The organism is Streptomyces sp. LARHCF249, assembly GCF_052871255.1.
Window position 1 is genome coordinate 152344 of the sequence record NZ_JBIXJQ010000005.1, and the last position, 25337, is coordinate 177680.

General features: G+C 71.4%; 15 protein-coding genes and 1 pseudogene. 9 read left to right on the forward strand and 7 right to left on the reverse strand.

Going from position 1 to position 25337, the window contains the following annotated elements:
• Positions 1-140 precede the first annotated feature (140 nt).
• The 7 genes from ACIPUC_RS15690 to ACIPUC_RS15720 all read left to right on the forward strand — a co-directional run bounded on the left by ACIPUC_RS15690 (position 141) and on the right by ACIPUC_RS15720 (position 8895).
• Positions 141-1226: an LLM class flavin-dependent oxidoreductase gene (locus ACIPUC_RS15690; RefSeq protein WP_446589874.1), complete on the forward strand. Its 1086-nt coding sequence runs from the start codon at positions 141-143 to the stop codon at positions 1224-1226.
• Positions 1223-1837, forward strand: a complete 615-nt coding sequence (locus tag ACIPUC_RS15695) for an FMN reductase (protein WP_446589876.1) — start codon at positions 1223-1225, stop codon at positions 1835-1837. The genes ACIPUC_RS15690 and ACIPUC_RS15695 overlap by 4 nt, the downstream gene beginning before the upstream one ends.
• A gap of 60 nt (positions 1838-1897) precedes the next feature.
• Entirely contained in the window at positions 1898-4672 is a 2775-nt protein-coding gene (locus ACIPUC_RS15700; RefSeq protein WP_446589877.1) for a helix-turn-helix transcriptional regulator, read from the forward strand.
• Positions 4673-4809: 137 nt separating this feature from the next.
• Complete coding sequence (locus tag ACIPUC_RS15705) at positions 4810-6057, forward strand: PucR family transcriptional regulator (RefSeq protein WP_446589879.1); 1248 nt, start codon at positions 4810-4812, stop codon at positions 6055-6057.
• 152 nt (positions 6058-6209) lie between these two features.
• On the forward strand, positions 6210-7061 hold the full coding sequence (locus tag ACIPUC_RS15710; protein WP_446589880.1) for an alpha/beta fold hydrolase: 852 nt from the start codon (positions 6210-6212) through the stop codon (positions 7059-7061).
• Positions 7062-7102: 41 nt separating this feature from the next.
• Positions 7103-8011, forward strand: a complete 909-nt coding sequence (locus tag ACIPUC_RS15715; RefSeq protein WP_446589881.1) for a helix-turn-helix domain-containing protein — start codon at positions 7103-7105, stop codon at positions 8009-8011.
• A 170-nt stretch (positions 8012-8181) separates the two neighbouring features.
• Positions 8182-8895 carry an alpha/beta fold hydrolase gene (locus tag ACIPUC_RS15720; RefSeq protein WP_446589882.1) on the forward strand — a complete coding sequence of 238 codons (714 nt, stop codon included), beginning with the start codon at positions 8182-8184 and terminating at the stop codon, positions 8893-8895.
• A 70-nt stretch (positions 8896-8965) separates the two neighbouring features.
• Here ACIPUC_RS15720 and ACIPUC_RS15725 read toward each other — a convergent pair whose 3' ends face one another.
• The 5 genes and pseudogenes from ACIPUC_RS15725 to ACIPUC_RS15745 form a co-directional block, all read right to left on the reverse strand.
• On the reverse strand, positions 8966-9607 hold the full coding sequence (locus tag ACIPUC_RS15725; protein ID WP_446590459.1) for a hypothetical protein: 642 nt from the start codon (positions 9605-9607) through the stop codon (positions 8966-8968).
• A 184-nt stretch (positions 9608-9791) separates the two neighbouring features.
• A pseudogene (locus ACIPUC_RS15730) lies at positions 9792-10244 on the reverse strand (MFS transporter); the annotation flags it as partial.
• 89 nt (positions 10245-10333) lie between these two features.
• Positions 10334-11125: a thioesterase II family protein gene (locus ACIPUC_RS15735; RefSeq protein WP_446589883.1), complete on the reverse strand. Its 792-nt coding sequence runs from the start codon at positions 11123-11125 to the stop codon at positions 10334-10336.
• A 72-nt stretch (positions 11126-11197) separates the two neighbouring features.
• Complete coding sequence (locus tag ACIPUC_RS15740) at positions 11198-18706, reverse strand: SDR family NAD(P)-dependent oxidoreductase (protein ID WP_446589884.1); 7509 nt, start codon at positions 18704-18706, stop codon at positions 11198-11200.
• A gap of 421 nt (positions 18707-19127) precedes the next feature.
• The gene (locus ACIPUC_RS15745; RefSeq protein ID WP_446589885.1) at positions 19128-20303 is read right to left on the reverse strand and encodes a magnesium and cobalt transport protein CorA; all 1176 of its coding nucleotides are present in this window, start codon (positions 20301-20303) and stop codon (positions 19128-19130) included.
• Between the two features lie 135 nt (positions 20304-20438).
• Between ACIPUC_RS15745 and ACIPUC_RS15750 the strand changes: the two genes are divergently transcribed.
• Both ACIPUC_RS15750 and ACIPUC_RS15755 read left to right on the forward strand, forming a co-directional pair.
• The gene (locus tag ACIPUC_RS15750; protein WP_446589886.1) at positions 20439-21602 is read left to right on the forward strand and encodes a winged helix DNA-binding domain-containing protein; all 1164 of its coding nucleotides are present in this window, start codon (positions 20439-20441) and stop codon (positions 21600-21602) included.
• Between the two features lie 144 nt (positions 21603-21746).
• Positions 21747-23288: an AMP-binding protein gene (locus ACIPUC_RS15755; RefSeq protein WP_446589887.1), complete on the forward strand. Its 1542-nt coding sequence runs from the start codon at positions 21747-21749 to the stop codon at positions 23286-23288.
• A 108-nt stretch (positions 23289-23396) separates the two neighbouring features.
• Here the strand turns inward: ACIPUC_RS15755 and ACIPUC_RS15760 are convergent, their stop codons facing one another.
• Positions 23397-24605 carry an aminotransferase class I/II-fold pyridoxal phosphate-dependent enzyme gene (locus ACIPUC_RS15760; RefSeq protein ID WP_446589888.1) on the reverse strand — a complete coding sequence of 403 codons (1209 nt, stop codon included), beginning with the start codon at positions 24603-24605 and terminating at the stop codon, positions 23397-23399.
• A complete protein-coding gene (locus tag ACIPUC_RS15765; protein ID WP_446589889.1) occupies positions 24595-25332 on the reverse strand; it encodes an alanine--tRNA ligase-related protein in 738 nt (245 codons plus the stop codon). Before ACIPUC_RS15765 ends, ACIPUC_RS15760 begins: the two co-directional genes overlap by 11 nt.
• Between the last annotated feature and the right edge of the window lie 5 nt (positions 25333-25337).

Here is a 25337-nt window from a genome sequence, read left to right on the forward strand (position 1 = left end):
GGTCAACACCGCCCTCCTCGCCTTCCTGGCGAAGTGACGCAGCACCGTTGACCCGCGGGGGGCCGCCGGAGCCCCCGGCGTCACCCCGGCCCCCGGTTCCCGGCGCGGGAACCGGACGAGCCCAGGAGAGCAGACACCCCATGCAGTTCGGCATCTTCACCGTCGGGGACGTGACTCCCGACCCCACCGACGGTCGCACCCCGACCGAACGCGAGCGCATCAAGGCGATGGTGGCCATCGCCCTCAAGGCCGAGGAAGTCGGCCTGGACGTCTTCGCGACGGGCGAGCACCACAACCCGCCGTTCGTCCCGTCGTCGCCGACGACCATGCTCGGCTACATCGCCGCCCGCACCGAGAAGCTGATCCTGTCCACGTCCACGACGCTGATCACCACCAACGACCCGGTGAAGATCGCCGAGGACTACGCGATGCTCCAGCACCTGGCCGACGGCCGGGTCGACCTCATGCTGGGGCGCGGCAACACCGGTCCGGTCTACCCGTGGTTCGGACAGGACATCCGCCAGGGCATCAACCTCGCCAAGGAGAACTACACGCTGCTGCGCCGGCTGTGGCGCGAGGACGTCGTGGACTGGGAGGGCACGTTCCGTACGCCGCTCCAGGCCTTCACCTCGACACCCCGGCCCCTGGACGGCGTCCCGCCCTTCGTCTGGCACGGATCCATCAGGTCCCCCGAGATCGCGGAGCAGGCCGCCTTCTACGGCGACGGCTTCTTCCACAACAACATCTTCTGGCCGGCCGACCACACCAGGCGCATGGTGCAGCTCTACCGGCGCCGGTTCGCGCACCACGGCCACGGCCGGCCGCAGGACGCCGTCGTCGGCCTGGGCGGACAGGTCTTCATGCGCAAGAACTCCCAGGACGCCGTACGGGAGTTCCGTCCCTACTTCGACAACGCTCCCGTGTACGGCCACGGCCCGTCGCTGGAGGACTTCACCGAGCAGACCCCGCTGACGGTGGGCTCTCCCCAGCAGGTCATCGAGCGGACCCTGTCGTTCCGGGAGAGCGTCGGCGACTACCAGCGCCAGCTGTTCCTGATGGACCATGCGGGCCTGCCTCTGAAGACCGTCCTCGAGCAGCTCGACATCCTCGGCGAAGAGGTCGTGCCCGTCCTGCGGAAGGAGTTCGCGAAGGGACGTCCGGCCGACGTGCCGGAGGCCCCCACGCACGCGTCGCTCCGAGCCGTCCGGGAGGTGTCCGCCGCATGAAGCTGATCGTCGTCTCCGCGGGGCTGAGCACCCCCTCCTCCACCCGCCTGCTCGCGGACCGGCTGGCCGAGTCGGCCCGTGACGAACTCGCCGCCCGGGGGCACGCGGCGTCGACCGAGGTCGTGGAGCTGCGCGAACTGGCCGGCGACATCGCCAACCATCTCGTGACCGGATTTCCGCCGCCGCGACTGAGCGCCGCGATCGACGCGGTGACGGGGGCCGACGGCCTGATCGTCGTGACTCCCGTGTTCGCGGCTTCCTACAGCGGTCTCTTCAAGTCCTTCTTCGACGTGATCGATCCGGACGCCCTCTCCGGGAAGCCGGTCCTGATCGCGGCGACGGGCGGTACCGCCCGCCACTCCCTGGTCCTTGAACACGCCGTGCGCCCGCTCTTCGCCCATCTCCGCGCCGTCGTCGTCCCCACCGCCGTGTTCGCGGCCTCCGAGGACTGGGGCTCGGGGGGAGACGAGTACACCGACGGCCTGCCCGGCCGCGTCCGCCGGGCGGGCGTCGAGCTCGCCGCGCTCACGGCGGCGCGCCCGGTCGGTGAAGAGCCCGAGGACGACGTCGCCGTCCTCGAACGGCAACTCGCCGACCTGCGCTTCGACTGAGACGGGCCCCTGGGCCGGGCGACGGCGGGGTGGTTCATATGGTTCATACTGTTCCGCCCTATGAGCGTGAACAGAGTGACGACAAGCACCGTGCCCGAGGAACTCGAGGGTGTACGGACGCCGCTGCGCGGCAGGGACGCCGAACTGGCGTTCATCGAGGCGCGGCTCGACGCGCTCGACCGGGGCGAAGGCGGGATCATCCGCGTCGAAGGCCCCGTCGGCATCGGCAGGTCCAGGATCCTCGCGGAGTCCGCGGCAGCCGCGAGGCGGCGCGGGACGAGGGTGTTCGAGGGAGCGGCGGACCCCGACGCACAGTTCGTGCCGCTCGGCCCGCTCCTCGACGGTCTGCTCTCCGGCGAGGAACCGCTGTCGGGCGCCGTCCGTCTCAGGGACCTCGCGACGACGCCCGGCCAGCGCTTCTGGCTGCTCCAGGAACTGGGGGACCGCCTGCGGGAGACGGCTCGAAACGGCCCCCTGCTCGTCGTCCTCGACGACCTCCAGTGGTGCGACGACCTGACCCTTCTCACCTTCAACACCCTCGCGGCCGGACTCTCGTCCCACGCCATCCTGTGGCTGGTCGCCGTGCGCGGCGGCAGCGTGCCGTCGGGAGTGCGCACGACCCTGGACCGGATCCGGCAGGCAGGCGCACACGAGCTGGCGCTGGGAGCGCTGGACGACCGGGCGACCACACGGATCACCGAGGACGTCCTCGGCGCCGCTCCCGACCCGGACGTCCTCCGCGTCGCCCGCCGCGCCGAAGGAGTCCCGCAGCTGCTGGTCGAGCTGCTCGGCTCGCTGCGGGAGGCGGTGACGATCGAGAACGGCACGGCCGGGCTGTCGGCCGGACCCCCCGCCCCACGGGAACTCCCCTCGGTCGTGCGCCGCCTCGACCAGCTGTCCGACGAGGCACGGGAGCTGGTGCAGACGGCGGCCGCCGCGGGCGCTCCGGTCACCGTCGCGCTGCTGGCCGAACTGCTCGGCAGGTCCTCGGCGGCGCTCATCACAGCGGTACGGGAATCCCTCGACGCCGATCTGCTCACCGAAAGCGGGGATCGCCTCGCCTTCCGCCACGACCTGGTCCGCGAGGCGGTGGAAGCCGGCCTCCCCCTGTCCCTGCGTCAGGCCCTGCGTGGTCCGGGACCAGGAGACGCGGCGGAGGCCGACCGGCTGCGCACCGCCGCGGCGGAACTCGCGGCCACCGCTCCCGGACCCGCCGCGGAACGCGGCCTCAAGGCCCTGGAACTCACCACGGCGGACGCTCCGGAGCGGCCGAGGATCATCGCCGAGACGATTCCGCTGCTCTGGCAGACGGGCCGGGCCGCCCAGGCGCGTGAGCTGGGAGCCTCCGCCCTGGCGACCGGCGGCCTCGGACCTGAGGACGAGGCGCGCATACGCCTTGCCCTGGCACGCCTCGCCGTACCGTTCGACTTCTCCGAGGCGGTCCGGCAGGCCCGTGCCGGGGCGGCACTGCCCGGGATCCCCGTGGACCTCAGGGGGCGACTGCTCGCCATGCTCGCCGTCGGCCTGTCGATGGCGGGCGAGCACTCGGCGGCCGAGCAGGTCGCCGCGGAGGCGTGGGAGACCGCAGCGGCAGCGGGGGACCGCTCCGCCGAGGCCACGTTGACGACGGTCCGCTCGGCCGTGAGTTTCCACCGCATGGACTTGGCCGAGGCGTTCCGGCAGGCCGAGCGGGCCGCCGCGCTGGCCGACGCCCTGGGCGTCAGCACCTCGCTGTGGGTGCCGGAGGCCTTGTGGCACGCTCTCCTGTCGAACACCACCGGACGCTCGGCGGAGGCGCTCGCTGCCGCGGAGGACGGCATCCGGATCACCGGGGAGCAGGGCCGGACGGCGGCCACCCGTATGTGGCTCATGACCAGGTCCCGCATCCTTCTGGAGGCCGGACGGCTGACGGACGCCCGGGCCGACGCCGAAGCCGCGTCCGCGACGACCGACGATCTCGGCCCGGGCAACCTCGCCGACGTCACGCTCCGGTACGTGATGATGCGCGTCGCCCTCCACACCAACGACCGGCAGACCGCTGAAGCGTATGCGGCGGAGGCGAGGCGCATGCGGAGCGACGGCGCACCCGTCGTCCGGCACTTCGGCTCCTGGATGCTGGCACTGATGGCCGACTTCGAAGGCCGGCCCGACCGTGCCATGGCCGAACTCGACGAGGTGATGACGTCGCCCGCCGCGGACCGGCCGGCCTACGCCGGCTTGGTCGACCCTGCCGACGCCCCGGTCCTCGTCCGCCTGGCGCTGCGTGCCGGCGCGCACGAACGGGCCGCGCAGGCAGTGGCCCTGGCCGAGCGGCTGGCCGTGCTCAACCCCGACCTCACGTTCCTCGCGGCCACCGCCGCGCACGCCCGGGGGCTCCTCGACAACGACCTCGCCCCTCTCGTACGCGCCGTCCGGCTGTACGAGGACTGCCCTCGGCCGTTGGCCCGGGCCTCGGCGCTGGAGGACGCCGGACGCAAGCTGGCGGCCACCCGCAGGTCCGAAGCGGTGCCGTACTTCGACACGGCCCTCGCGCTCTACGCGCGAGCGGGGGCCGAGCGGGACGTCGCACGCGTCCGCCGGCGCCTGCGGGCCGCCGGTGTCCGCCGCCGGCCCTCGACGGCCGGACTCTCCGGTGCCTGGCCCGAGCTGACGGCAGCGGAGATACGGGTGGTACGGCTCGTTGCCCGAGGGCTGACCAACCAACAGGTGGCCGAGCACCTCTCCCTCTCGCCGCACACGGTGGGTTCGCACCTGCGCCGGGTCTTCACCAAGCTGGACATCACCTCGCGCGCGGAGCTGGCCCGGCTGGTGAAGCATCGCGACAGCGGAGAGTAGTCGCTTCGCATCCCCCGTGGGCGTCGTGGCAATGGACGATTCGTGTGATGTGCCGACGTCGCCGTTTCCTCAAAATGATCAAGAGCCGCGGAATGGAGAAGTCCGCGGGGAACCGTTGGTCGAGAGAGGAACAGCGCATGACCGCAAGGCTCCAGCGAGCCCGCCCCGGCAGCCCCGAGCTCCAGGCCCTTGTCGACGAGCTCGCGGAGCGGCTCGGCCGGTCCGTCGCCGTCGACGACCCGCTGGTCCGCATGGTGTGCACGAGCCGCCACTTCGGCGACGAGGACCCGGTCCGCATCGGCACCCTCTTGCAGGGCCGCGCCGACAACGCGACCATCCGCTACGTCCTGGCCCAGGGCGTGACCCAGTGGTCCCGAGCCGGATTCATCGATGGCCGTGACGATCTCGGACTGCTGCCCCGTTACGTCGTGCCCCTGCGCGAGCGCGGGCATCTCCTCGGACTGCTCATGGTGGTCGTGCCCGGGAAGACGCTCGCGGAGCACGAGACACGTGCCATCGCCCGGGCCGCGGACGCCATGGCCGCCCAGATGCACGGAGAGCACCTTGCCACCGACAGCCGGAAGGCCGACGAGCGGGACCTCGTCCTCGAACTCGTCGCCGCCGACGTCGCCGCCCGTACCACCGCACGGCGGCGAGGCAAGGAACTCGGACTGCTCGGAGCTGCCGGGCACGTCCTGGTCACCGTCGTCCAGCTGCACTGCGCGACCGAGCTCGTGCGGCAGTCCGAGGCGGCCCTGTGGGGGGCGCTGGAGGGGTTCCGGCAGACGCGTTCGGCCCAGGGCCTCATCGCGATCGGCAAGGAGCGGGCGACACTGCTCCAGCTGCGCGACCGCCCGCCCGGCCAGGACGAGGTCACCGCACAGTCCGCTCGCATCCTGGACGAACTCCGCACCTTCCTGGGTCCGTCGGCGGACCCCGTGATCGGGGTCGGCGGCCGGCACCCCGGCCTGGACGACGCATGGGCGTCGTACGAGCAGGCGCTCGTGGCGGCACGCGCGGCACGCCGACTGCCCACCCTGAAGAGCGTCGGTGACTGGGAGCTGCTCGGGGAGCTCGCGGTGCTGCTCCAGCTCCCCGAGCACGTTCTGAACGCGTCTTTGGTCCCGAAGCCGCTCCGTACCCTGAGCGGCACTCATGGCGGCGACCGCCTGCGGGACACCCTGCGCTGCTTCCTCGAACGCGCGGGATCGATTCCCAGGACCGCGGACACGCTGGGAATCCACCGCACCTCGCTCTACTACCGCCTGCGCCAGATCCAGGAGATCACCGGGCTCGACCTCGACGACGGCGCCCACCGGCTCACTCTGCACCTCGGCCTCAGGATCGAGGAACTCCTCGCCCCGGGCGGCGACGGGGCCGTCTGACCACGGACCCTCTGACCACGGACGTGCTTCGACAAAGCGAGGAGGATCCACGGCCCGATTCCTACAGCTCGCGGTGGTGCGGGCGGCGGGCCCCATTCGATGATGTTCGGGACGGGCGGGACGACGTACCGCCTCTGACCAGGGGAGAGGTCATGAAGGAACTGATCACGACGGACGGCGCACGGCTCGCGTACCAGGACACCGGCGGCGAGGGCGTCCCGCTGGTGATGCTGCACGGCTGGGGGCAGACGCAGGCGATGTTCCGGCACCAGATCGAGGGGCTCGCGCCCGGTCGTCGCGTCGTCACCGTCGACCTCCGCGGCCACGGGAAGTCCGGCAAGCCGCGTCACGGCTACCGCATCGCCCGGCTCTCCCGCGATGTGCTCGAACTCGTCGACCATCTCGGTCTCGACCGTTTCGACGCGCTGGGCTGGTCGATGGGTGTCTCCGTGTGGTGGAGCTTCATCGACCAGTACGGGACCGGACGGATCCGGCGCTTCGTCGCCGTCGACCAGCCCGCAGCGGTCGCCGCCGTGCCCTGGATGACCGAGCGGGAACAGCGGGACTCCGGCGCCATCTTCGATGTGTCGGGGCTGTTGTACCTGGGTGCGGCCCTCGCGGGGCCGGAGGGCGACACGGTCCGCGCCGACTTCGTGCGCGGCATGTTCTCCGGCGAGCCCGACCCCGAGGTGCTGGCCTTCGTCGGCGAGGAGATCCGGTCGACACCCGCCTACGCCGGCGTACCGCTGCTGTTCGACCACTGCGCGCAGGACTGGCGGGACGTGCTTCCCCGGATCGATGTGCCGACCCTGGTGATCGGCTGTGAGGGAAGCCATGTGCACCCCGATTCGCAGCGCTTCGTCGCCGAGCGGATTCCCGGCGCCCGCCTGCACGTCTTCGCACCGGGCGTGGCCAGCTCGCACTTCCCCTTCCTGGAGAACCCGCCGGCCTTCAATGCCGTGGTGGAGAAGTTCCTGGCCGAGGAGCCGGCGAACGGGGTGTGAATCCGCCCTCCGCCCGCACGCACCTACGGCTAGGAATCCCCATGACCCTCACACTGATGTCCCGTGCGCCCGAACGGGTGCCCCGGCAAGCACCCGATCCGGCCCCGCCCTCCTCCCGCTCCGGGTGGCTGGTCCAGATGCTTTCCGAAATGCCGGAGACGAACGACCGGACCCACGTCTACCTCGGCGTCCATGTCCGCGGGCCCGTGACCGTCGTCCACCGGCGTGCCGAGACCCTGTTGGAGCCGAACGACCTGTTCTTCTGCGACCCGGCCCGACGGCATCTGCTGCGGTTCGGTGAGGACTGCCAGATGATCTTCTTCCGGGTGCCCCGGTGCTATCTGGGCGTCACGGAGTCGGAACTCGACCAGGTGCTCGGCGTACCCGTACGCGGCCGGGAGGGGCTCGGGGCGCTGGTGTCCGACTTCCTGACCGCGCTCGCCGCCAAGGCGGAGTCCCGCCAGTCCACGATCGGGGACCGGCGTGCCCGGACAGCCGTGCATCTCCTCTCCGTCCTGGTCATGGAGCTCCTCGAAGCGGACGCGACGGACGAGGCCGACGACGCGTCCGGGACCGTCAACGAGATGCTGTCGCGCATTCGCGTCTACATCGAAGAACATCTGATGGACCCGGACCTCTCACCGGAGTCGATCGCACGCGCCCACCACATCTCCGTCCGGTACCTGCAGAAGCTCTTCCAGAACGACGGCAGCACGGTGAGCCACTGGGTGCGGCAGCGCAGGCTCGAGTTCTGCCGCCTCGAACTCGGCCGCTCCAACCGGAGGGTCACCATGGCCGCGGTGGCACACCGCTGGGGCTTCAGCAGCCCCTCGCACTTCAGCCGCACGTTCCGCGGGGCCTACGGCATGAGCCCCAGCGAATGGCAGGCGCTGGCGACCTCCGCCTTCGCTACGACGACTGCCGGCGCCCAGGACGGGCGAAGGCGCTGAGACGCGTGTGCGCCGTCGTGCCGGCGCGGATGCGCGCACGTACAAGAGGTGCCGCTTCCACGGCTCTACCGTGAGTAGCCGTCGCACGGACCTCTTGCCGCACTCCGGGCCGCGCCCTGACCGTCGTGACGACGCGCCACACGTGGCCCGACACCGAGAAGAGAACTCGCATGCCCCACCCCACCGTCGTCCTCGTGCACGGTGCCTTCGCCGACGCGACAGGCTGGATAGGCGTCATCTCGGAACTGCGGAGCAGCGGTATCCCGGTGATCGCTCCGTCGAACCCGCTGCGGGGGCTGACGTCGGACGCCGCCTACCTCACCTCCGTCCTCGCGCAGGTCGACGGCCCGGCCGTACTCGTCGGCCACTCCTACGGCGGTGCGCTGATCACCGTGGCCGGCGCCGCGCAGAACGTCGTCGCGCTCGTCTACGTGGCCGCCTACGTGCCCCACGAGGGCGAGAGCCTCGGCCAGCTCCAAGGGAGCTTCCCCGAGTCCCCGCTGAAGGGCAGCCTGAAGGAGTGGACCTACCCGCTCCTCGACGGCGACTCCGGGGTCGAGGTCACCATCGAGGAGACGGCCTTTCCCTCCGTGTTCGCGGCGGACGTGCCCGAGGGAGTCGCCGCCGTCCTGGCAGCGGCCCAACGCCCGCTCGCCACTGCCGCCTTCACCGAGACCGCGTCCGCGGCGGCGTGGCGGACCAAACCGTCCTGGGCCCTGGTGGCCGGGTCAGACCGCACGATCAGCCCCGAGGTCCAGCGCTTCGGCGCCGCACGGGCCGGCGCCGTCGTCGTCGAACTTCCGGACGCCTCCCACGCCGTCGCCCTGTCCGAGCCCACACGGGTCGCCGACCTGATCAGGGACGCGGTACGGGCGACGAGCTGACCGACCGGCCTCCGCGACGACAGGGCCCTCTTGGCCGCCACGGCCTCGGCCCCGGCGGGGCTGTCCGTGGTTACTCACGGGTGATGCGCGGCGCCGTCGGTGAGTGGCTTGATGGCGCAGGCGTGAGGAGCAGGGGCGGTACAGCCCCGAGGACCGCACCCCCGCCTCGCCGAGGGGCGTGAGGGGCAGTGGTGGGAAGAGCCTGACACGTCTGGGAGGGCAGGAGGAACGTGGCGGCCACGGCAGCGAGGAGAGTCGCCGCGGCGGCCAGGAAGGCCGTGCCGGTCAGGCCGGCGACGAAGGATTCGCGTGCGGCTGCGAGGAGTTGCCCGCGCAGGGAGTCGGGCAGTGCGGGGGCGGTGGCGATCGTCGTGAGGCCTTGGTGGATGACGGTCTGAGCCAGGGATGCGGGCACGTCGGTGCCGGCGAGGCGGTCGGCCATGTGGTGGCTGTGGATCGTCACGAGGAGAGATCCTTGTACGGCAACGCCCAGTGCCGAGCCGATCTGACGTGTGGCGTCGTTGATGGCTGAGCCGAGTCCGGCACGATCGCCCGGGGTTGCTCCCATGACGGTCTCCGTCGCGGCCGCTGCCGACAGACCCGCGCCCACGCCCGCGGCCGTCTGGAAGACGACGAGATGGCCGTACGCGGAGTTGGCGGTCGTGGTGGCGAGGAAGGTGAAGGCGGCCGTCGCGACGATCAGCCCTGCCACGATCGGGAACCGATCGCCCCACCGGGCTGCGAGCGGCAGGCTGCCCACGGCCCCGATCACGAGTCCGGCCGGCCCATACCAGGAACAGCAATCCGGCGGCGGACGTGAGGGCGCCGGGGACGTCGATGGGTTTGCCCGATCCGTGCGACTCGGGTACCACCAGCACGGCGAGCACGACCGTGATGGCGATGACGGGCAGGTTGATCCAGAAGCCGGCGCGCCAGGAGAAGTGCTCGACGAGCCAACCGCCGATCACGGGTCCGGTGAGACCGCCCGCGCCGAGGACCGCCGTCCATACCGCGATGGCCCGCCGGCGCAGCTGTGGTTCGGGAAAGAGGTTGTGGATGGTCGACAAGGTGGCGGGCATCAGCAGGGCCGCTCCCGCGCCCATGCCGCCGCGTGCCGCGATCACCTGCTCCGGTGTCCGGGCGAGGGCGCCCAGCAGTGACGCTCCAGCACACAGTGCCAGTCCGATGACGAAGGCGCGCCGACGGCCGATGCGGTCGGTCAGTGCACCGGCCGTCAGGACAGTGCCGCCCAGGACGAGGGCGTAGCCGTCGACGATCCACTGGATCTGGGCCATCGACGGCTGGAGATCGGCCTGCAGATCGGGGACGGCGACATTGAGCATGGTCATGTCGATGCCCAGGAGGAACAGGCCCAGGCACACGGTCAGCGTCGCCGCCCAGCGCCGAAGGTCGCCCGATTGCCGTGTCGTGGTCTGGCTCACGGCTGGGTTGCGTATCGCCTGGCGGCGACGAGGTCCTTACCGAGCCGGTCGGTCAACTCGCGTGCCTGGTCACGGGGGTAGGCATGGGAGCCGGGGAAAATGCGCGGTGTGACCGGCTGAGCTGACAGGTCGCTCCAGGTGCGCAGGAACTCCGGAGGGAAGACGGCGTCGTCGCGGGCGCCGTATACGGAGAGCGGCAGGTCCAGGGGCGGTTCGTCGTACTGGTGGTACTGCAGTGCCATCAGAATGTCCGCGAGGAACGGTGTGTACGCCGTGGCCATGAGGCGGGGATCGGCCAGGAGCTCCTCCGGAACGGGGCCGTAGAGGTCAGCCAAGCGGGCGCGACCGGCGAGCATGACCCGCGCGAGCTGTGCGATGGGCACGTCGAGGTGCGGGGCGGGCCACGCGGAGAGCGCGAGGAGCAGGGGGCCGCGGTGTTGCCTGCGACGCAGGACGCGTGTGGTGGCGTAGGCAAGCAGGGCTCCGACGCAGTGCCCGAACAGCGCGAACGGTCGGCGGTCGTCCACTTCGTGGATCACCTCGGCCAACCGGTCGGCGACCTCGTGCGGGTCGGTCAGACACAGCTGCTCGGCGAGCGCTCCGCGGCCCGGCAACTGCACGGCGAACAGATCCACCGTCTCGGGGAGGTGCTCGGCCCAGGTTCTGTAGAAGGCGGGACCCAGACCCGCGGGTGGTACGCATACCAAGCGCAGAGCCGCGGCCGGCCGACGGGTGATCGCGACGAGCGATGGCCGGCCGGCCGGGTTGTGGCCGATGGGCGATGCCACGAGATGGTGTCCCCTCAGGTCTGCAACGGGCTCGGGTGCGGCGCCGGGTTCGGTGTCGCACACGGTCGACGGTCAGTCGTTCGCGTTCGCCTGATAGCCCAGGCGGGTGAGCACGCGTTGGGCGATCTCCGACAGATGCGCGGCTCCGGACACTTCCATCACGGGGAGTTCACAGCCGAGGTCTCTGCTCACTGCTTCGGTGAATTCCAGGGACATCAAGGAGTCCACGCCCAGCAGGTCCAGACGTCGCCCGCGGTCGATGCGTTCCGGGGTGGTCTGCAGGACGCCCGCCAAGAGCTCGGCGAGCTTCTCCTCGACCAGCTTCGCGGCCTGTGCGGGAGTGGCCTCGGCGAATGCGACCCGCATCCGGTCCGCGTATCCCGTTTCGTCCCGTTCGCGGAGCAGCCCGGCGGTGCGCGGTACCGCCAGGTTGGGCGTGAGACGCCCCAGCCGGTCCCAGTCGAAGTGACCGACGGTGACGACCCGGGCGTCCGGGTGGACCAGCAGTCGATCCAGTTCCGCGAGGGCGTCGGCGCAGGTCAGCTCGTTGAGCCCCAGTGCGGCCATCTCGTCGTTCCGTCCGGTGCGGTGCACGTACCCGGAGTCGCCGAGGGCACCCCACTGGACGGCCAGGGCCGGTACGCCGGCCCGGTGGCGGTCGCGGACCAGCGCCTCCAGGACCATGTTGCCGGACACGTAGGGGGCTTGTCGGATGTTGCCGATCAGGGCGGCCACGGAGCTGTAGACGACGAAGAAGTCCAGGGGGCGGTCGCGGGTGAGTGTGTCCAGGAGCAGGCCACCGGTCATCTTGGGGCCCAGGACCGTACGCAGGCGCTCGTTCGACGATCCGGCCAGCGGCGCGTCGTCGAGGACCATGGCCGCGTGGACGACACCGGCCAATCGGCGTCCGGAGGCGTCGATGTCGTCGAGGACGCGTCGCAGCGCCGATTCGTCGGTGACATCCGCCGCGCAGGCGGTGACGTCGGTCCCGTCACCGCGGAGGTCCGCCAGGAGCGATGCGGCTTCGGGGGCCTCGGTGCCGCGGCGGCCGATGAGGGTGAGGTGACGGGCGCCGCGGGCGGCGAGGTGGCGTGCGGTGGCGGCACCGAACCCGCCGAGGCCGCCGGTGACCAGGTACGTGGCTGTGGAATCCAGGTCGGGCCCCGTCGGCGGACTCTGGACCTGTACACCCTCCTCGAACGTGATCACGATCTTGCCGGTGTGCCGGGAGTGCTGGAGGCTCGTGAACGCCTCCTCGATGCGCCGGGCCGGGTAGGCACGGAAGGGCAGCGGGTGGTATGTGCGGTCGTGCACGGAGGCGGCGAGAGCCGCCAAGGCGGTGTCCAGGACGGCTGACGTACCTCCGACCATGGTCGTCAGGTCGACGCCGAAGAACGCGAGGTTGTGCGCGAAGGGGGCCAGCGGCAGCCGACTGTCCAGCAGGAAGTCGCGCCTGCCCAGCTCCAGGAACCTGCCGTGTGGTTTGAGCACGCCGAGGCTGCGGACAAGTGCCTCGCCGGCGAGGGAGTTGAGGACCACGTCGACGCCCTGGCCGCCGGTGAGGTCCTTGACCTGTTCGGCGAAATGCAGTCGGCGCGAGTCCAGGACGTGTTCGACGCCCAGCAGTCGCAGCAGATCGCGCTTCACGGGGGTTCCCGCGGTCGCGATCACATGTGCTCCTACCCGGCGGGCGTACTGGAGGGCGGCCAGGCCGACTCCGCCCGCCGCGCCGTGCACCAGGAGCGTCTCGCCCGCGGCGAGTCGCGCCAGGTGCCCGAGGCTGTACTCGACGGTCAGGCCGACCAGCAGCAGCGTGGCGCCCTCGGCGGACGTCATGCCGGTCGGCAAGGCCATGACGCGGTCGGCGCGGGCCCGGACATGGGAGCCGAAGCAGCCTTCCGCCAGCGCGGCGACGCGGTCTCCCGGCGCGAAGGTGGTGACCCCGGGGCCGATCGCGGTGATCACCCCGGCGCATTCGAAGCCGATGCCGGCGCTGTCCGGCCGAGGGGACGAAGCGGCTGGGACGTGGCCAGTCGCGATCATGACGTCTTTGTAGTTCAACGCGGCCGCCCCGACAGCGACCACGACTTCACCTGCCCGCGGGCGGGGAACGTCGGCGGGGCGCCAGCCCAGCCGGTAGTGCAGTCCCGGCGCGTTCAAAGTGAGCGTGTAGCCATCGGCGCCGCTGGAGCCTTGTGGCGGGCCCAGGGGCCTGACCACCGTCACGAACCGGCCCGCCGGCGTGAGGAGGACCTCGTCCTCCTCCGGTCGCAGCAGCATTTCCCGCGTTACACGTTCAGCCAGCAGGTTACGGTCCGCGGCGTCCCGTACTCCCGCGAGGGCGATCCGGCGGACGGTCAGGTTCTGGTGCTCGTTCGCCAGAGTGCGGGCTGCGCCCCACACGGCGGCGGATTCAGGCACGGGCGGCGTGGACAGGACGGCGTCGCGGCCACAGCTGACCACCCACACGGTGAGATCGGCGGCGTCCGGCCGCCGCTCGCAGGCGGCACCGACGGCCCCCAGTACCGCCAGATGGCACACCGCCGTCTCGGTCTTCTCCGTCGCCGAGCCGGCCTCGTCGGCTTCGGCGATCAGGACGACGTCGGTCGGGGACCGCTTGCCGCACAGAAGTGCCGTCCACGACTCGACGGTGTCCTCGACGGAAACGGCACGGACTGCGCCGCCGTGGCCGTGCTCACGCAGGGCGGCAACCAGTGAACCCGTCATCGGGGTCTGCGTACGGCCGTTGCGCGGCAGCTCACCCACCAGCCAAGTGCGGGACCCGGTGTCGTGCGCGGCCCCCTCCGGGACGCCGCCCGGATCGAGGCCGTGGGAGCGAGGCCTACGGGCAGCGAGGATGACCGAGTTGTCGCTGAGCGAGGCCGCTGCTGCCTGACCGCTCTGCACGGTGGCGGAGAATCCGCAGTCGCGCAGGACGGGCTCCCACTCGGCGCGCGGCAACAGCGGCCCTGCGGGACGCAGCTCGTCGTCGGTCGCCTCCCAGAACGAGTCCAGCAGGCCGAAGACCGGTGCGAGCAGGCTGTTGTCGTGGTACTCCAGCGCGAGTAGGTGTCCGCCGTCGGCCAGCAGGCCGGCGAGGCGGCGCAGAGCGGCCTTGAGGTCCTTCGTGGCGTGCAGGACGTTGGATGCGACCACGATGTCGAACGAGGACTCCGCGAATCCCTGGCCGGCAGGGTCGGCATCCAGATCCAGAGCCCGGTAGTCGACGAACTCGTAGCGGGACAAGCGGTGCTTGGCCTGCGCGAAGAAGGCGGGCGAGATGTCGGTGAAGGTGTAACAGGTGCGCTCGGGCGGCAAGTGCGGCACCAGCGCGGCCGTGGTGGCTCCGGTACCTGCGCCCACTTCAAGGATGCGCAGCGGGCGGTCGCGCGGCCAGCGTTCCACGATGCCCGACATCAGCGTTTCGCAGATTCGGCCCTGATGGCCCATGGCGACGCCGTCGTAGAAGCGCGCGGCCAAGGCGTCGGTGTCGGAGAACAGCAACTCCAGAGGACTGACGGTCCCCCGAAGTACCCCGCTCAAGTGCTGTCCGCAGAGACCGTACGTCTGCGCCATGACGGCCCAGCCCGGGTAATCCCTCAACAGCGCGTCGAACAGCTCCTGCGGGGCGGGTTCCCCCGTCAGACGCCAGCGGTCGGCCCCCTCAGCGGCCAGGACACCGTGCTCGACCGCCGTGCCCAGCAAATGGTGCAGCAGCCGAGTGCACTTGGCATCGGCACCTGCCGCAAGCAGCGATTCCACGGTCACGAGGTCGGTCTCGGGCACGAGTTCGCGTACGGCGGAGCCGACGAAGTGCGCCACCATCCGCAGCAGGTCCGTGCGGAAGGCGCCGTACGGACCTGCGGTCCACCCGGCGGCGAGCGCGCCCAGGTCCTCCTCACAGGTGGCGAATACCTCCGCGGGAGACGGCAACGGGACCGGGCGGACCGCCTCGCCGGGCAGCGGTGCGGCGCGCAGCACCTCCATCAGCCTCTGGGGTCGCGGCGGGCGGCCCGCCTCGAAGCGGCGGAGCGTGCAGCCCAGGACCTCCAGCGCGACCACCCCGTCGGGGTCGCTGACCGTGATGTCCCACACGGCCTCCTGCGCGGTCGCCGTCCGTGCCCGGACATGCACCAGCCCGGTCTCGGGCATCGGCTGCCAGGCGCGCACCGTCTCGATGGAGGCGGGCAGGAACGGGCAGGCATCCCCGCCGAGGGCGGCGATGAGCGGCATGCCCGCCTGGAGGGCACCGTCCAGCAGGGTGGGGTGGGCCTGATGCCCGGGCGAGGGCTCGATCGTGCACCCGTACTCGGCCAGCACCTCCCCGGGCCCCGTGCGCAGCGCGGACAGGGGCCGGAACGCCGGCCCGTAGGGCAGGCCGGCCCGCGCGCAGGCGGCGTAGTGCTCCTGCACGGACACCGCCTCGGACAGACGGGCTCCGACCAGGCCGGGGTCCAGGGCCGGCGGCCGGTCCCGCAGCAGGCGCCGGACCCGGCCGCGGGCGTGTTCGTTCCAGTCGCCCTGCTCGCCGCTTCGGCTGCTGACGACGAGCACACCGTCCGGGGCCAGGCTCGTCGACAGCTGGACCCGCATGTCCGGATCGTCCAACGGCAGCGTCAGGGCCCGGCCGATCCGCAGGCCGGTCACCTCGATCGGGGCATCGAGGATCTCCCGCCCCGCGCCCAAGGCCATGTCCACGTATCCGGCGGCGGGCCACACCACCGCCCCCGACACCACGTGATCGCCCATCCAAGTCAGGGAGTTCGCTTCGACCTGCCGGCGCCAGACGGGATCGGCAACCGGCTGGCGGGCACCCAGGAGCGGATGCTGCGCCCGCGGGGACGCCGCCTGCGCGGCGTCCTCCAGCCACCAGTCCGGGTGACCGTTCCAGTGCCGCTCCCGCTGCCAGGGGTAGGGAGGCAGATCAGCCACCCTTCCCCGCCGTGGGAACACCAGCGTCCAGTCGACCTGCGCACCGACGGCCAGCAACCGCGCGTAGGCCTCGTCAAGCGCCGCTGGACCCGGCAGCGAGCGCGACACCGTCGTCACGACGGCGACCGGCCGTGTCCGCTTCGCCGCCGCCCGCCGCAGGTACGTGCTCAGCACCGGGTGCGGGCCGATCTCCACGAGCACGTCGCACTGGTGCTCGGCACCGGTCAGAGCGTCGACGGCCTCGGCGAAGCGCACCGGCTCTCGGACGTTGAGCCACCAGTACGACGCGTCCAGCTCCGGGCCCGCCACGGCGTTCCCGGTAACGGTGGAGATCAGCGGGATCCGGCACTTGCCGGGGCGCACGTCGGCCAACGCCTCGCGCAGCGGGGCCTCGATGATGTCCATGGCCGCGCTGTGGAAGGCGTAGTCCAGGCCCAGATCCACGAAGAAGACGCCCTCGTCGTCCAGGCGGTCCCCGAACTCCTGCAGCGCCATCGCCTCACCGGCGATCGTCACGTCCTGGTCGGAGTTGATCCCGGCGACGGCCAGGCGTTCGCCGTAGCCCTCGGCGGCCAGCCGCCCGCACGCGGCCTCAGCCCCGAGCCCGATCGCCGCCATCCGGCCCGCTCCTGCCGTCGCCGCCTGGGCGCGGCTGCGCTCGGCGATCACGCGACATGCCTGGGACCGGCTCAGCGCACCCGAACAGTAGGCCGCCGCGACCTCACCCACGCTGTGGCCCACGACCGCCGTGGGTTCGACACCGCGGGCGGCCAGTGCGGCCACGACACCGGCCTGCACCGCGAAGAGCAGGGGCTGCGCCACCTCGGTACGCTGCCAGCGCGACGGGTCCGGTGCCCAGGCCAGCTCCGACAGCACCGACCAGCCCAGCATCGGCGCCAACTCCGCGTCCACGGCCATCACCTCGGTCGCGAACGCGAGGTCCCCGCTCAGCAGATCGGCGCCCATGCCCACCCACTGGGACCCGTTGCCGTCGAAAACGAAACCCACCCGGCCCAGGGAAACCGCGGCCGCCGAGACCGCCCCGGCCGCGGGCTTTCCCTCCGCGACGGACCGCAACGCCGCCGCGACCTGCTGCGGGCCGTCGGCGAGCACGGCGATCCGGTGTTCCTGCCCCGCCCGGCGTCGGCAGGCGGTGAACGCGGCGTCGTAGAAGGCATGTGCGGGCTCCGCGCCGCGTTGCTCCGCCTGTTTCCGGAAGTGCTCACCCCACGCATGCGCTGCGGCGGCGAGGGCCTGGGGAGTCCGCGCGGACACCACCACCGGCAGACGCCCCGTACCACCGGTCGCGTCCTTCGCCGACGACGGCCCGTCCGACATCGACGAGGCACCATCCGACGAGCGGACCGACCTGGCACCGGGCGCCTCGGCCAGGACCACGTGAGCGTTGGAACCCCCGAAGCCGAAGGAGTTCACCCCCACTACGCCCCGGCCGCTCGTGTCCAGTGGCCGTTGGCCGGTCACCGGCTCCAGCCCCAAAGAGGCGAAGTCGATGGCCGGGTTCGGCGGCACGGCATGCAGCGTTCCGGGAATCGTCCGTTTCTGCAGGACCAGCAGCCCCTTGAGGAGACCCGCTACGCCCGACGCCGCTTCCAGATGCCCGAGGTTGGACTTCACCGACCCCACCGGCAATGCCGCCGCCGACCGTCGCCCCCGACCCAGCGCCCTTCCCAGCGACTCGCATTCGATCGGGTCGCCGACCTGCGTCCCCGTGCCGTGAGCCTCTACGTAGGCCACCTCATCCGGGCGGATGCCCGCGGTCGCGTACACGTGCTCCAGCAACGCTGCCTGTGATCGGGCGCTGGGCAACGCCAACCCGGCGGTGCGCCCGTCCGCGTTGACCCCGCTCGCCAGGATCACCGCGTGGACGCGGTCCCCGTCCGCGAGCGCCGCGGCCAGCGGCTTGAGCAGGAGCACACCCGCGCCTTCGGACCGTACGTAGCCGTCCGCCTGCGCCGAGAACGGCCTGCACCGCCCAGTGGGCGAGAGCATCGACGCCTGGGAGAACCCCACGAAACCGCCAGGGTTGAGAATGACGTTCACCCCACCCGCGAGAGCCAGCGGAGCGTGCCTCGAGCGCAGTGCCTCACAGGCCTGGTGCACCGCGGTCAGCGCTGAGGAACAGGCGGTGTCCACCGCGTTTGAGGGGCCGTGGAAGTCGAACACGTAGGAGAGGCGATTGGCGGTGTTGCAGGACGCCGAACCGCCCATCGTGTAGGGGCCGATCGTGCGGGGCCGTCGCTGCTGCAGGTCCAAGTAGTCGTGCGAGGAGACGCCCATCACCACGGCCGCGTCGCTGCCGGCGAAGTCTGCCGGATCGATCGCGGCGTCGTCGAACGCCTCGACCGCGCATTCCAGCAGCAGCCGCTGCTGAGGATCGATGCGCGCCGCTTCCTTGGGTGAGATCCCGAAGTAGCCCGCATCGAACGACGCCAGGTCGTCGAGTAATCCGCCGGCCGCGGTGTAGGACTTGCCGGCCCGTGCCGCGCCGGCGGCCACGAAGGCCGCCGTGTCGAATCGGCCGGCGGGGACCTCACCGACCAGATCCCGGCCCTCCTCAAGAGCAGTCCACAGTCCGCCCAGGGATGTGATCCCGCCTGGAAGGCGCAGACCGACCCCCACCACTGCCACTGCGTCTCCGGCCGGACTTGCGGGTACCGAGCCTGGGCACGAGACATCGATCTCAGCTGACAAGGCAAACCTCCGCAGCGCCAGAAGGGGAGCATTCCCGAACCGCCGGAGTCTCGTTGCAACCAGCAGCGGGGTAACGGGCGGGCCGGATGCACACCAACGTCCCCCGAGCGTGATCGACATGTCCAATCAGATTCGATCTACCGCTGACATTCACCCGTTCGGCGGGCGTGCGCGCTGTCCGGACTCGGAGAGCTGCCGGGCAGCCCCGTGCGGCGGCAGGCTCGGCGAAGTACCGGCTTGTGGTGCCCGCGGTGGTCCGCGTCCGCTACGGCGCTGACGAGACTGCCGTGGGTGCGCTCGGCCGCAGCCGGGGCCACCGCTGCCTTTCACCAACACCAAGAAGAAACAGCGGCTGGGTCTAGAGCCAGTCCCGACGCTTGAAGATGAGGTACAGGCTGAGGCAGACCACCGCCATGAGGGCCACGGCGAAGGGGTATCCGAAAACCCAGCGCAGCTCTGGCATGGCTTCGAAGTTCATGCCGTAGATCGTTCCCACGAGTGTGGGAGCAAACAGGATGGCGGCCCACGAGGAGATCTTCTTGATCTCCTCGTTCTGTTCGAAGCCGGCCTCGGCGAGGGCTCGCATTTCGGCGTTCTGCTGTTGGGAGACCAGGGTGGCGTTGACCGTCAGGATTTCCGTGAGGGCCTGGCGGAAGCCGTCGACGCGTTCGCTGGTGTGGGTGACGTGGTCGGCCACGTCGCGGAGGTAGCGCTGGAGTTCCTCGTCCGTGCCGTACTTGGCGAAGCCCGCCATCAGGCCGTGGAGCATGCCGACCAGGGGGCGGGTGGCGCGCTGGAACTCGACCATTTCGCGGGAGAGTTCGTAGATGCGGCGGGAGACCGCCGGGTCGCCGCGGAAGACCTCGGTCTCGATCTCGTCGATGTCCGTCTGCACGCCCTCGACGACCGGGACGTAGCCGTCGACCACCGCGTCGAGGATGGCGTACAGGGCGGCCTCGGGGCCGAGGGAGAGGAGTTCCGGGGTCTGCTCCATGCGGTGGCGGACCGTGGAGAGGTCCGGGGCCCCGCCGTGCCGGACCGTGATCAGGAAGTCCGGGCCGACGAAGATGTGGAGCTCGCCGAACTCCACCTCCTCCTGGGCGTCGAGGTAGCGGGCCGCGCGCAGGACGACGAAGAGGGTATCGCCGTAGCGCTCCAGCTTCGGGCGCTGGTGGGCCTCGAGCGCGTCCTCGACGGCGAGTTCGTGGAGGTTGAACTCGGCCGCGAGCGAGTGGAGTTCGGGCTCGGTCGGGCGGTGCAGGCCGATCCAGGCCATCCCGTCGGGCTCCTCCCGCAGCTTCCGGAAGGTGTCCGCCAGGGTGGCGGGGGAGGCGACGCGGCGGCCGTCGCGGTAGACGGCCGAGTCGATCACGCTGCGGTGGTTCGGAGGCGTGGCGGCGGGCGGCGCCGGCTGCGGGGCGGCCGGGGACCCCGCCGGGGGAGTGGCGGGCGGGGACGCGGGGCGACGCCATCCCGCACGCTTTCCGGCGGACGGAGGCACGGGGCGGGGGCGGCGGTCTGGGCGCTCCGACATCGCAGGTCAGCTCCCGGTCGAACTTCTGTTTACGGGCAAGATGCAGGATATACGGGCGTTCCGCCGCGCGGACGCGCCGCCGGAACCTTCTCATCGAGGACCGTAGCTGTCCGCAAGGGCGGATAGCTTGCTGTCATGGCCCCCAGGACACCGCACCCCGTACTCGACAGCCGCGCGCTCAACCGTGCCACGCTCGCCCGCCAGCTCCTGCTGAGCCGCGCCGAGATGTCCGCGCGGGACGCCGTCGGCCACCTCCTCGGACTCCAGGCGCAGAACGTGAAGCCGCCCTACTACCAGCTCCACGCCCGCCTCGCCGGCTTCCGGCCCGCCGAGCTGGCCGGGCTCATGGAGTCCCGGGAGGTGGTCCGGATGGTCACCATGCGGTCGACGATCCACACGCACACCGCGGACGACGCCCTCACCCTGCGGCCCATGGTCCAGCCCGCCCGCGACCGCGAGGTGAACTATTTCCGCAAGGGACTCGCCGGGGTGGACCTGGAACGCCTCGCCGAGCTCGCCCGCGCCTTCGTCGACGCCGAACCGCGCACCATGGCGGAGCTCCGCGAGGAACTGCTCAAGGAATGGCCCGGCGCCGACCCGCAGTCCCTCTCCGTCGCCGCCCGCTGCCGGCTGCCGCTGGTCCAGGTCACTCCCCGCGGCGTCTGGGGGCGCAGCGGACAGGTCCGGCTCACCACCGTGGAGAACTGGCTCGGGCGGCCCGCGGCAGCAGCGCAGCCCGTGGACGAGGTCGTCCTGCGCTACCTCGCCGCCTTCGGCCCCGCCTCCGTGAAGGACATGCAGGTGTGGGCCGGGCTGACCCGGCTGCGCGAGGCCTTCGAAAGGCTGCGCCCCGGTCTGGCCGTCTTCCGGGACGAGCGTGGAGTGGAGCTCTTCGACCTGCCCGACGCGCCCCGGCCCGACGCGGACACGCCGGCGCCGCCCCGCTTCCTCCCCGAGTTCGACAACCTCCTCCTCTCGCACGCCGACCGCACCCGGGTGGTCGCGCCCGAGATCAAGGGCCGCACCTGGACGGGGAACCAGTCCCACTGCACCCTGCTCGTCGACGGCTTCCTCGCGGGTCTCTGGAGACAGGACGGAGAAACGCTCACCATCCACCTGTTCCACGACACCTCTGCGGCGCGGAAGGAGGAGATCGCCGCCGAGGGGGAAGAGATGGTGAGGGTGATGGGAGGCCGCCTCGAAGGCCCGGAGGGCCCCGAGGACCCCGGGAAGAACCCTGGGAGCAACACCGGGGAGCCGGGCAAGGTCTCCGTACGCTTCGGGTCAATCCACGGCTGACGCGGTGCTGGTGGTCCGTACGCCCCACGCGGCACGATGCCCGGCATGACATGACGACCGCTGCCGACCAGCCGAACGCCCGGCCGCCGCCCGTTCCGCCGCCGGCGCCCCTCCATGCAGTTGCCCCGATACCAGGAGAGAGCAATGCGGATTCCGATGACCGTCGAGGACTTCCTCGACCGGGCCGAGCTGGGGTTCTCCCACAGCCCCGGCGTGGTCGACGAGCCGGACCAGCCTGCCGCGCCCGTGCCCGTATCGACGTACGGGCGGCTGGGCGAGCGGGTTCGGGCCTGGCAGGCCGGCTTCGACCGGCTCGGTGTCGGCGAGGGCGCGCGGGTGGCGGTGGTCAGCCACAACTCCGCGCGGATGCTCGAGCTGTTGTTCGCGGTGCCGATGAGCGGTCGCATCTGCGTGCCGGTCAACTTCCGCCTCAAACCCGAGGAGGTCGACTACGTGGTGCGGCAGAGCGGGGCCTCGGTCCTGCTCGTCGACCCGGAGCTGGACGAGGCGCTCGCCGGCGTCACGGCCCGCCACCGGTTCGTCCTCGGAGCACAGACGGAGAGCGAGCTGATGCGCTTCGGCGTCGCGCCGCGCCCCTGGTCGAACCCGGACGAGGACGCCACCGCGACGATCAACTACACGTCGGGCACCACCGCCCGTCCCAAGGGCGTACGGCTGACCCACCGCAACATCTGGGTCAACGGCCTGACCTTCGGGCTGCACACCCGGGTGTGGGAGCGCGACGTCTACATGCACACGCTGCCGATGTTCCACTGCAACGGCTGGGGAATGCCATACGTGATGGCCGGCCTCGGAGTCAAGCAGGTGGTGCTGCGCAAGGTCGACGGCACCGAGATCCTGCGCCGGGTCGACGAACACGGCGTCACCCTCATGTGCGGCGCGCCCGCGGTGTGGAACGCCGTCCTGGACGCGGCGGCGGACTGGGAGGGCGAGATCCCGGGCCGTGACCGTGTACGGATCGTCTGCGCGGGGGCTCCTCCGCCCAGCAAGACGATCCAGCGGGTCGGGGAGGAGCTGGGCTGGGAATTCACGCAGATCTACGGCCTGACCGAGACCTCGCCGCTGCTCACCTTCAACCGGGCGAGGCCCGCCGACGCGGACCTGTCGGCCGAGGAGCGGGCGCGCAAGCTGTCCCGTGCGGGGCTGCCCGCTCTCGGGGTGAAGCTGAAGGTCTCCGAGTCCGGTGAGGTCCTGGCCCGGTCGAACGTCGTGCTCGACGGGTACTGGGACAAGCCCGAGGAGACTGCGGACGCCCTCGAGGGAGGCTGGTTCCACACCGGTGACGGCGGCACGATCGACGACGCGGACGGGCACCTGACGATCTCCGACCGGAAGAAGGACGTGATCATCACCGGCGGCGAGAACGTCTCGTCGATCGAGGTGGAGGATACGATCTTCAGCCATCCGGCGGTCGCCGAGGTCGCCGTCATCGGTGTGCCGCACGAGAAGTGGGGCGAGACGGTCAAGGCGCTCGTGGTCCTCGCCGAGGGGGCCACCGCGCAGGAATCCGACATCATCGCCCACTGCAAGCAGCGGATGGCCGGCTACAAGGCGCCGACGACGGTCGAGTTCCGCGACGCCATCCCGCGGACGGCCACCGGAAAGATCCAGAAGTTCAAGCTCCGCCAGCCGTACTGGTCCGGCCTGGAGCGAGAGGTCAACTGAGCGGCGGCGGTGACGAACCTGTGCGGTTGGAATCCGTGCGGGCGGGGCGGGCAGCGGATTCCAACCGACCACAGGTTCCTCAGATCTCCCCGGGCACCCCGCCGCCGTTCACAGCGCCGCCCGGATCCGGTCGAAGGCCTCGCCCAGCACCGCCGGATGGCCGGCGGCATTGATTCGGAAGTACCCGGCGTACGCATCGCCCCCGAAAGCTTCCCCGGGAAGGGTGTGGACCCGGGCGTCGGCGAGGGCGCGGGCGAAGCGCTGCGCCTCGTCCGGCGCGGGGAATCCGGCCCACACCAGATAGGTGGCCTCGGGTGCGACGACGTCCACCCGCAGCGGGAGCCGGGAGAGTTCCGCCCGGACCAGTTCCACGCGCTCGGCGAGCTGGGCGCGCAGCGCGGCCAGCCATCCGGTCCCCTCCTCGTAGCAGGCGACCGTGGCGATGGCGCCGAGGCTTCCCGGGCGCCCGAGCAGACCCTGCGGCAGCCCGGCGAGCGCCCCGGCCGTGCGGTCCGAGGCGTAGACCGTGGCGCTCTTGAGGCCGGCGATGTTGAACGCCTTGGACGCCGAGGTGAGCCCGAAGACCCGGGCCCGGTGCACGGCGGGGTCGGCGAACACGGACCGCGGCTGCCCCGCGAGCCCGAGCGGCATGTGCACTTCGTTCGCGAGCAGCAGCAGGTCGTGCTCGACGGTGAGGGAGAGCGCCGCGGCGATCTCCCCGCTGTTCCAGGCCCGGCCCACGGGGTTGTGCGGCTGGCACAGGATCCAGGCCGCGGCACCGGCCGCGGCGGCGGCGTCGAGCGCGGCGAAGTCGTTCCGGTAGCCGGCCGCGTCCCGCAGCAGGGGCACGGGCACCGGGCGCATGCCGGCCTCCTCGACCACCGTGAACAGGTCGCCGTACACCGGTGTCTCCACGATGACGGCGCTGCCGCGCGGCAGTTGGTCGCGCAGGAGCGTCCGCAGCCCGGCCAGGATGTCGGTGGTGCAGCGCAGTCCTGCGGGGGAGGCGTGGTGCTCACGGGCCAGATGGCGTGCGCAGGCCTGTTCCTGCTCACCGGTGAGGCCGTATCCCGTCTCGCCCTCCCGTACGGCGCGTTCGAGCGTGTGGCGCAGGAACTCCGGTGTTTCCAGATCCATTTCGGCGACGCCGAGGCAGATCCTGTCCGGTTCGAGCGCGCCCACCTGCCACTTCAGGGTGCGCCGGGCGCGCAGGACGTCCATGTCCGCGATGAATCGCGGGGGCGGGGCCTGCCCGTCCGGCCCGGCGGCCGCTCGGACCGGGGCGTTCTCGTGCGGGGGGCGGTCGTCAGTCGGCATCGCGGTCCAGCTCGACGTAGAGGCGGGTGCCGCCCTTCCCCTTGGTGCGCCGGCGCACGGTGATGCCGCCGCGGATCTCCTTCGGGTGCCGCACGTGGGTGCCGCCGCAGGGGATCTCGATCTCTCCCGAACGCCAGACGAAGACGTCGGCGGCCCCCGGCAGCGGGGTCACGACCGCGTCCCCGGCGGACTCGAGAAGGGCGAGGACACGGTCCTGGATCTCCGGCACCGCCTCGCTGGGGATCGCACAGCCGAAGTCGAAACGAGCGGCGCTGTCGCTGATGTGACAGCCGCGGGTCGAGCGCATCTGGCCGTGCGCCGTGAGGTATTCGCCGGTGGCGTGGAACAGGAAGTGCGCCAGGGTGTGCATCTGCATGTTGCGGAAGCGGCGTTCCCAGTCGATCTCCATGGCGACCTCCGCTCCCACCTCGAGCGCACAGGGTTCCTCGAACACGTGGTAGAACACCGCGTCGATCGTGGCGACTTCACCGTTGGGAAGCTGATAGGGCCGGCCGCCAGCCTTCTGTACGTCCACCACCCGCTGTCCGTCGACGGTTCCCTGGTCGGCGACCTGCCCGCCGGACTCGGCGTAGAACAGGGAGCGGTCGAAGATCGCGTGGTGCCCCTCGACCGCCAGGACGACGGCCGTCGCGCTGGTCGCGTACGGGTCGTGGTGGAAGAGCTGGGCCGTGGCGGGAGCCTTGCTCCACAGTGCGGGGTTGATCATCGGTC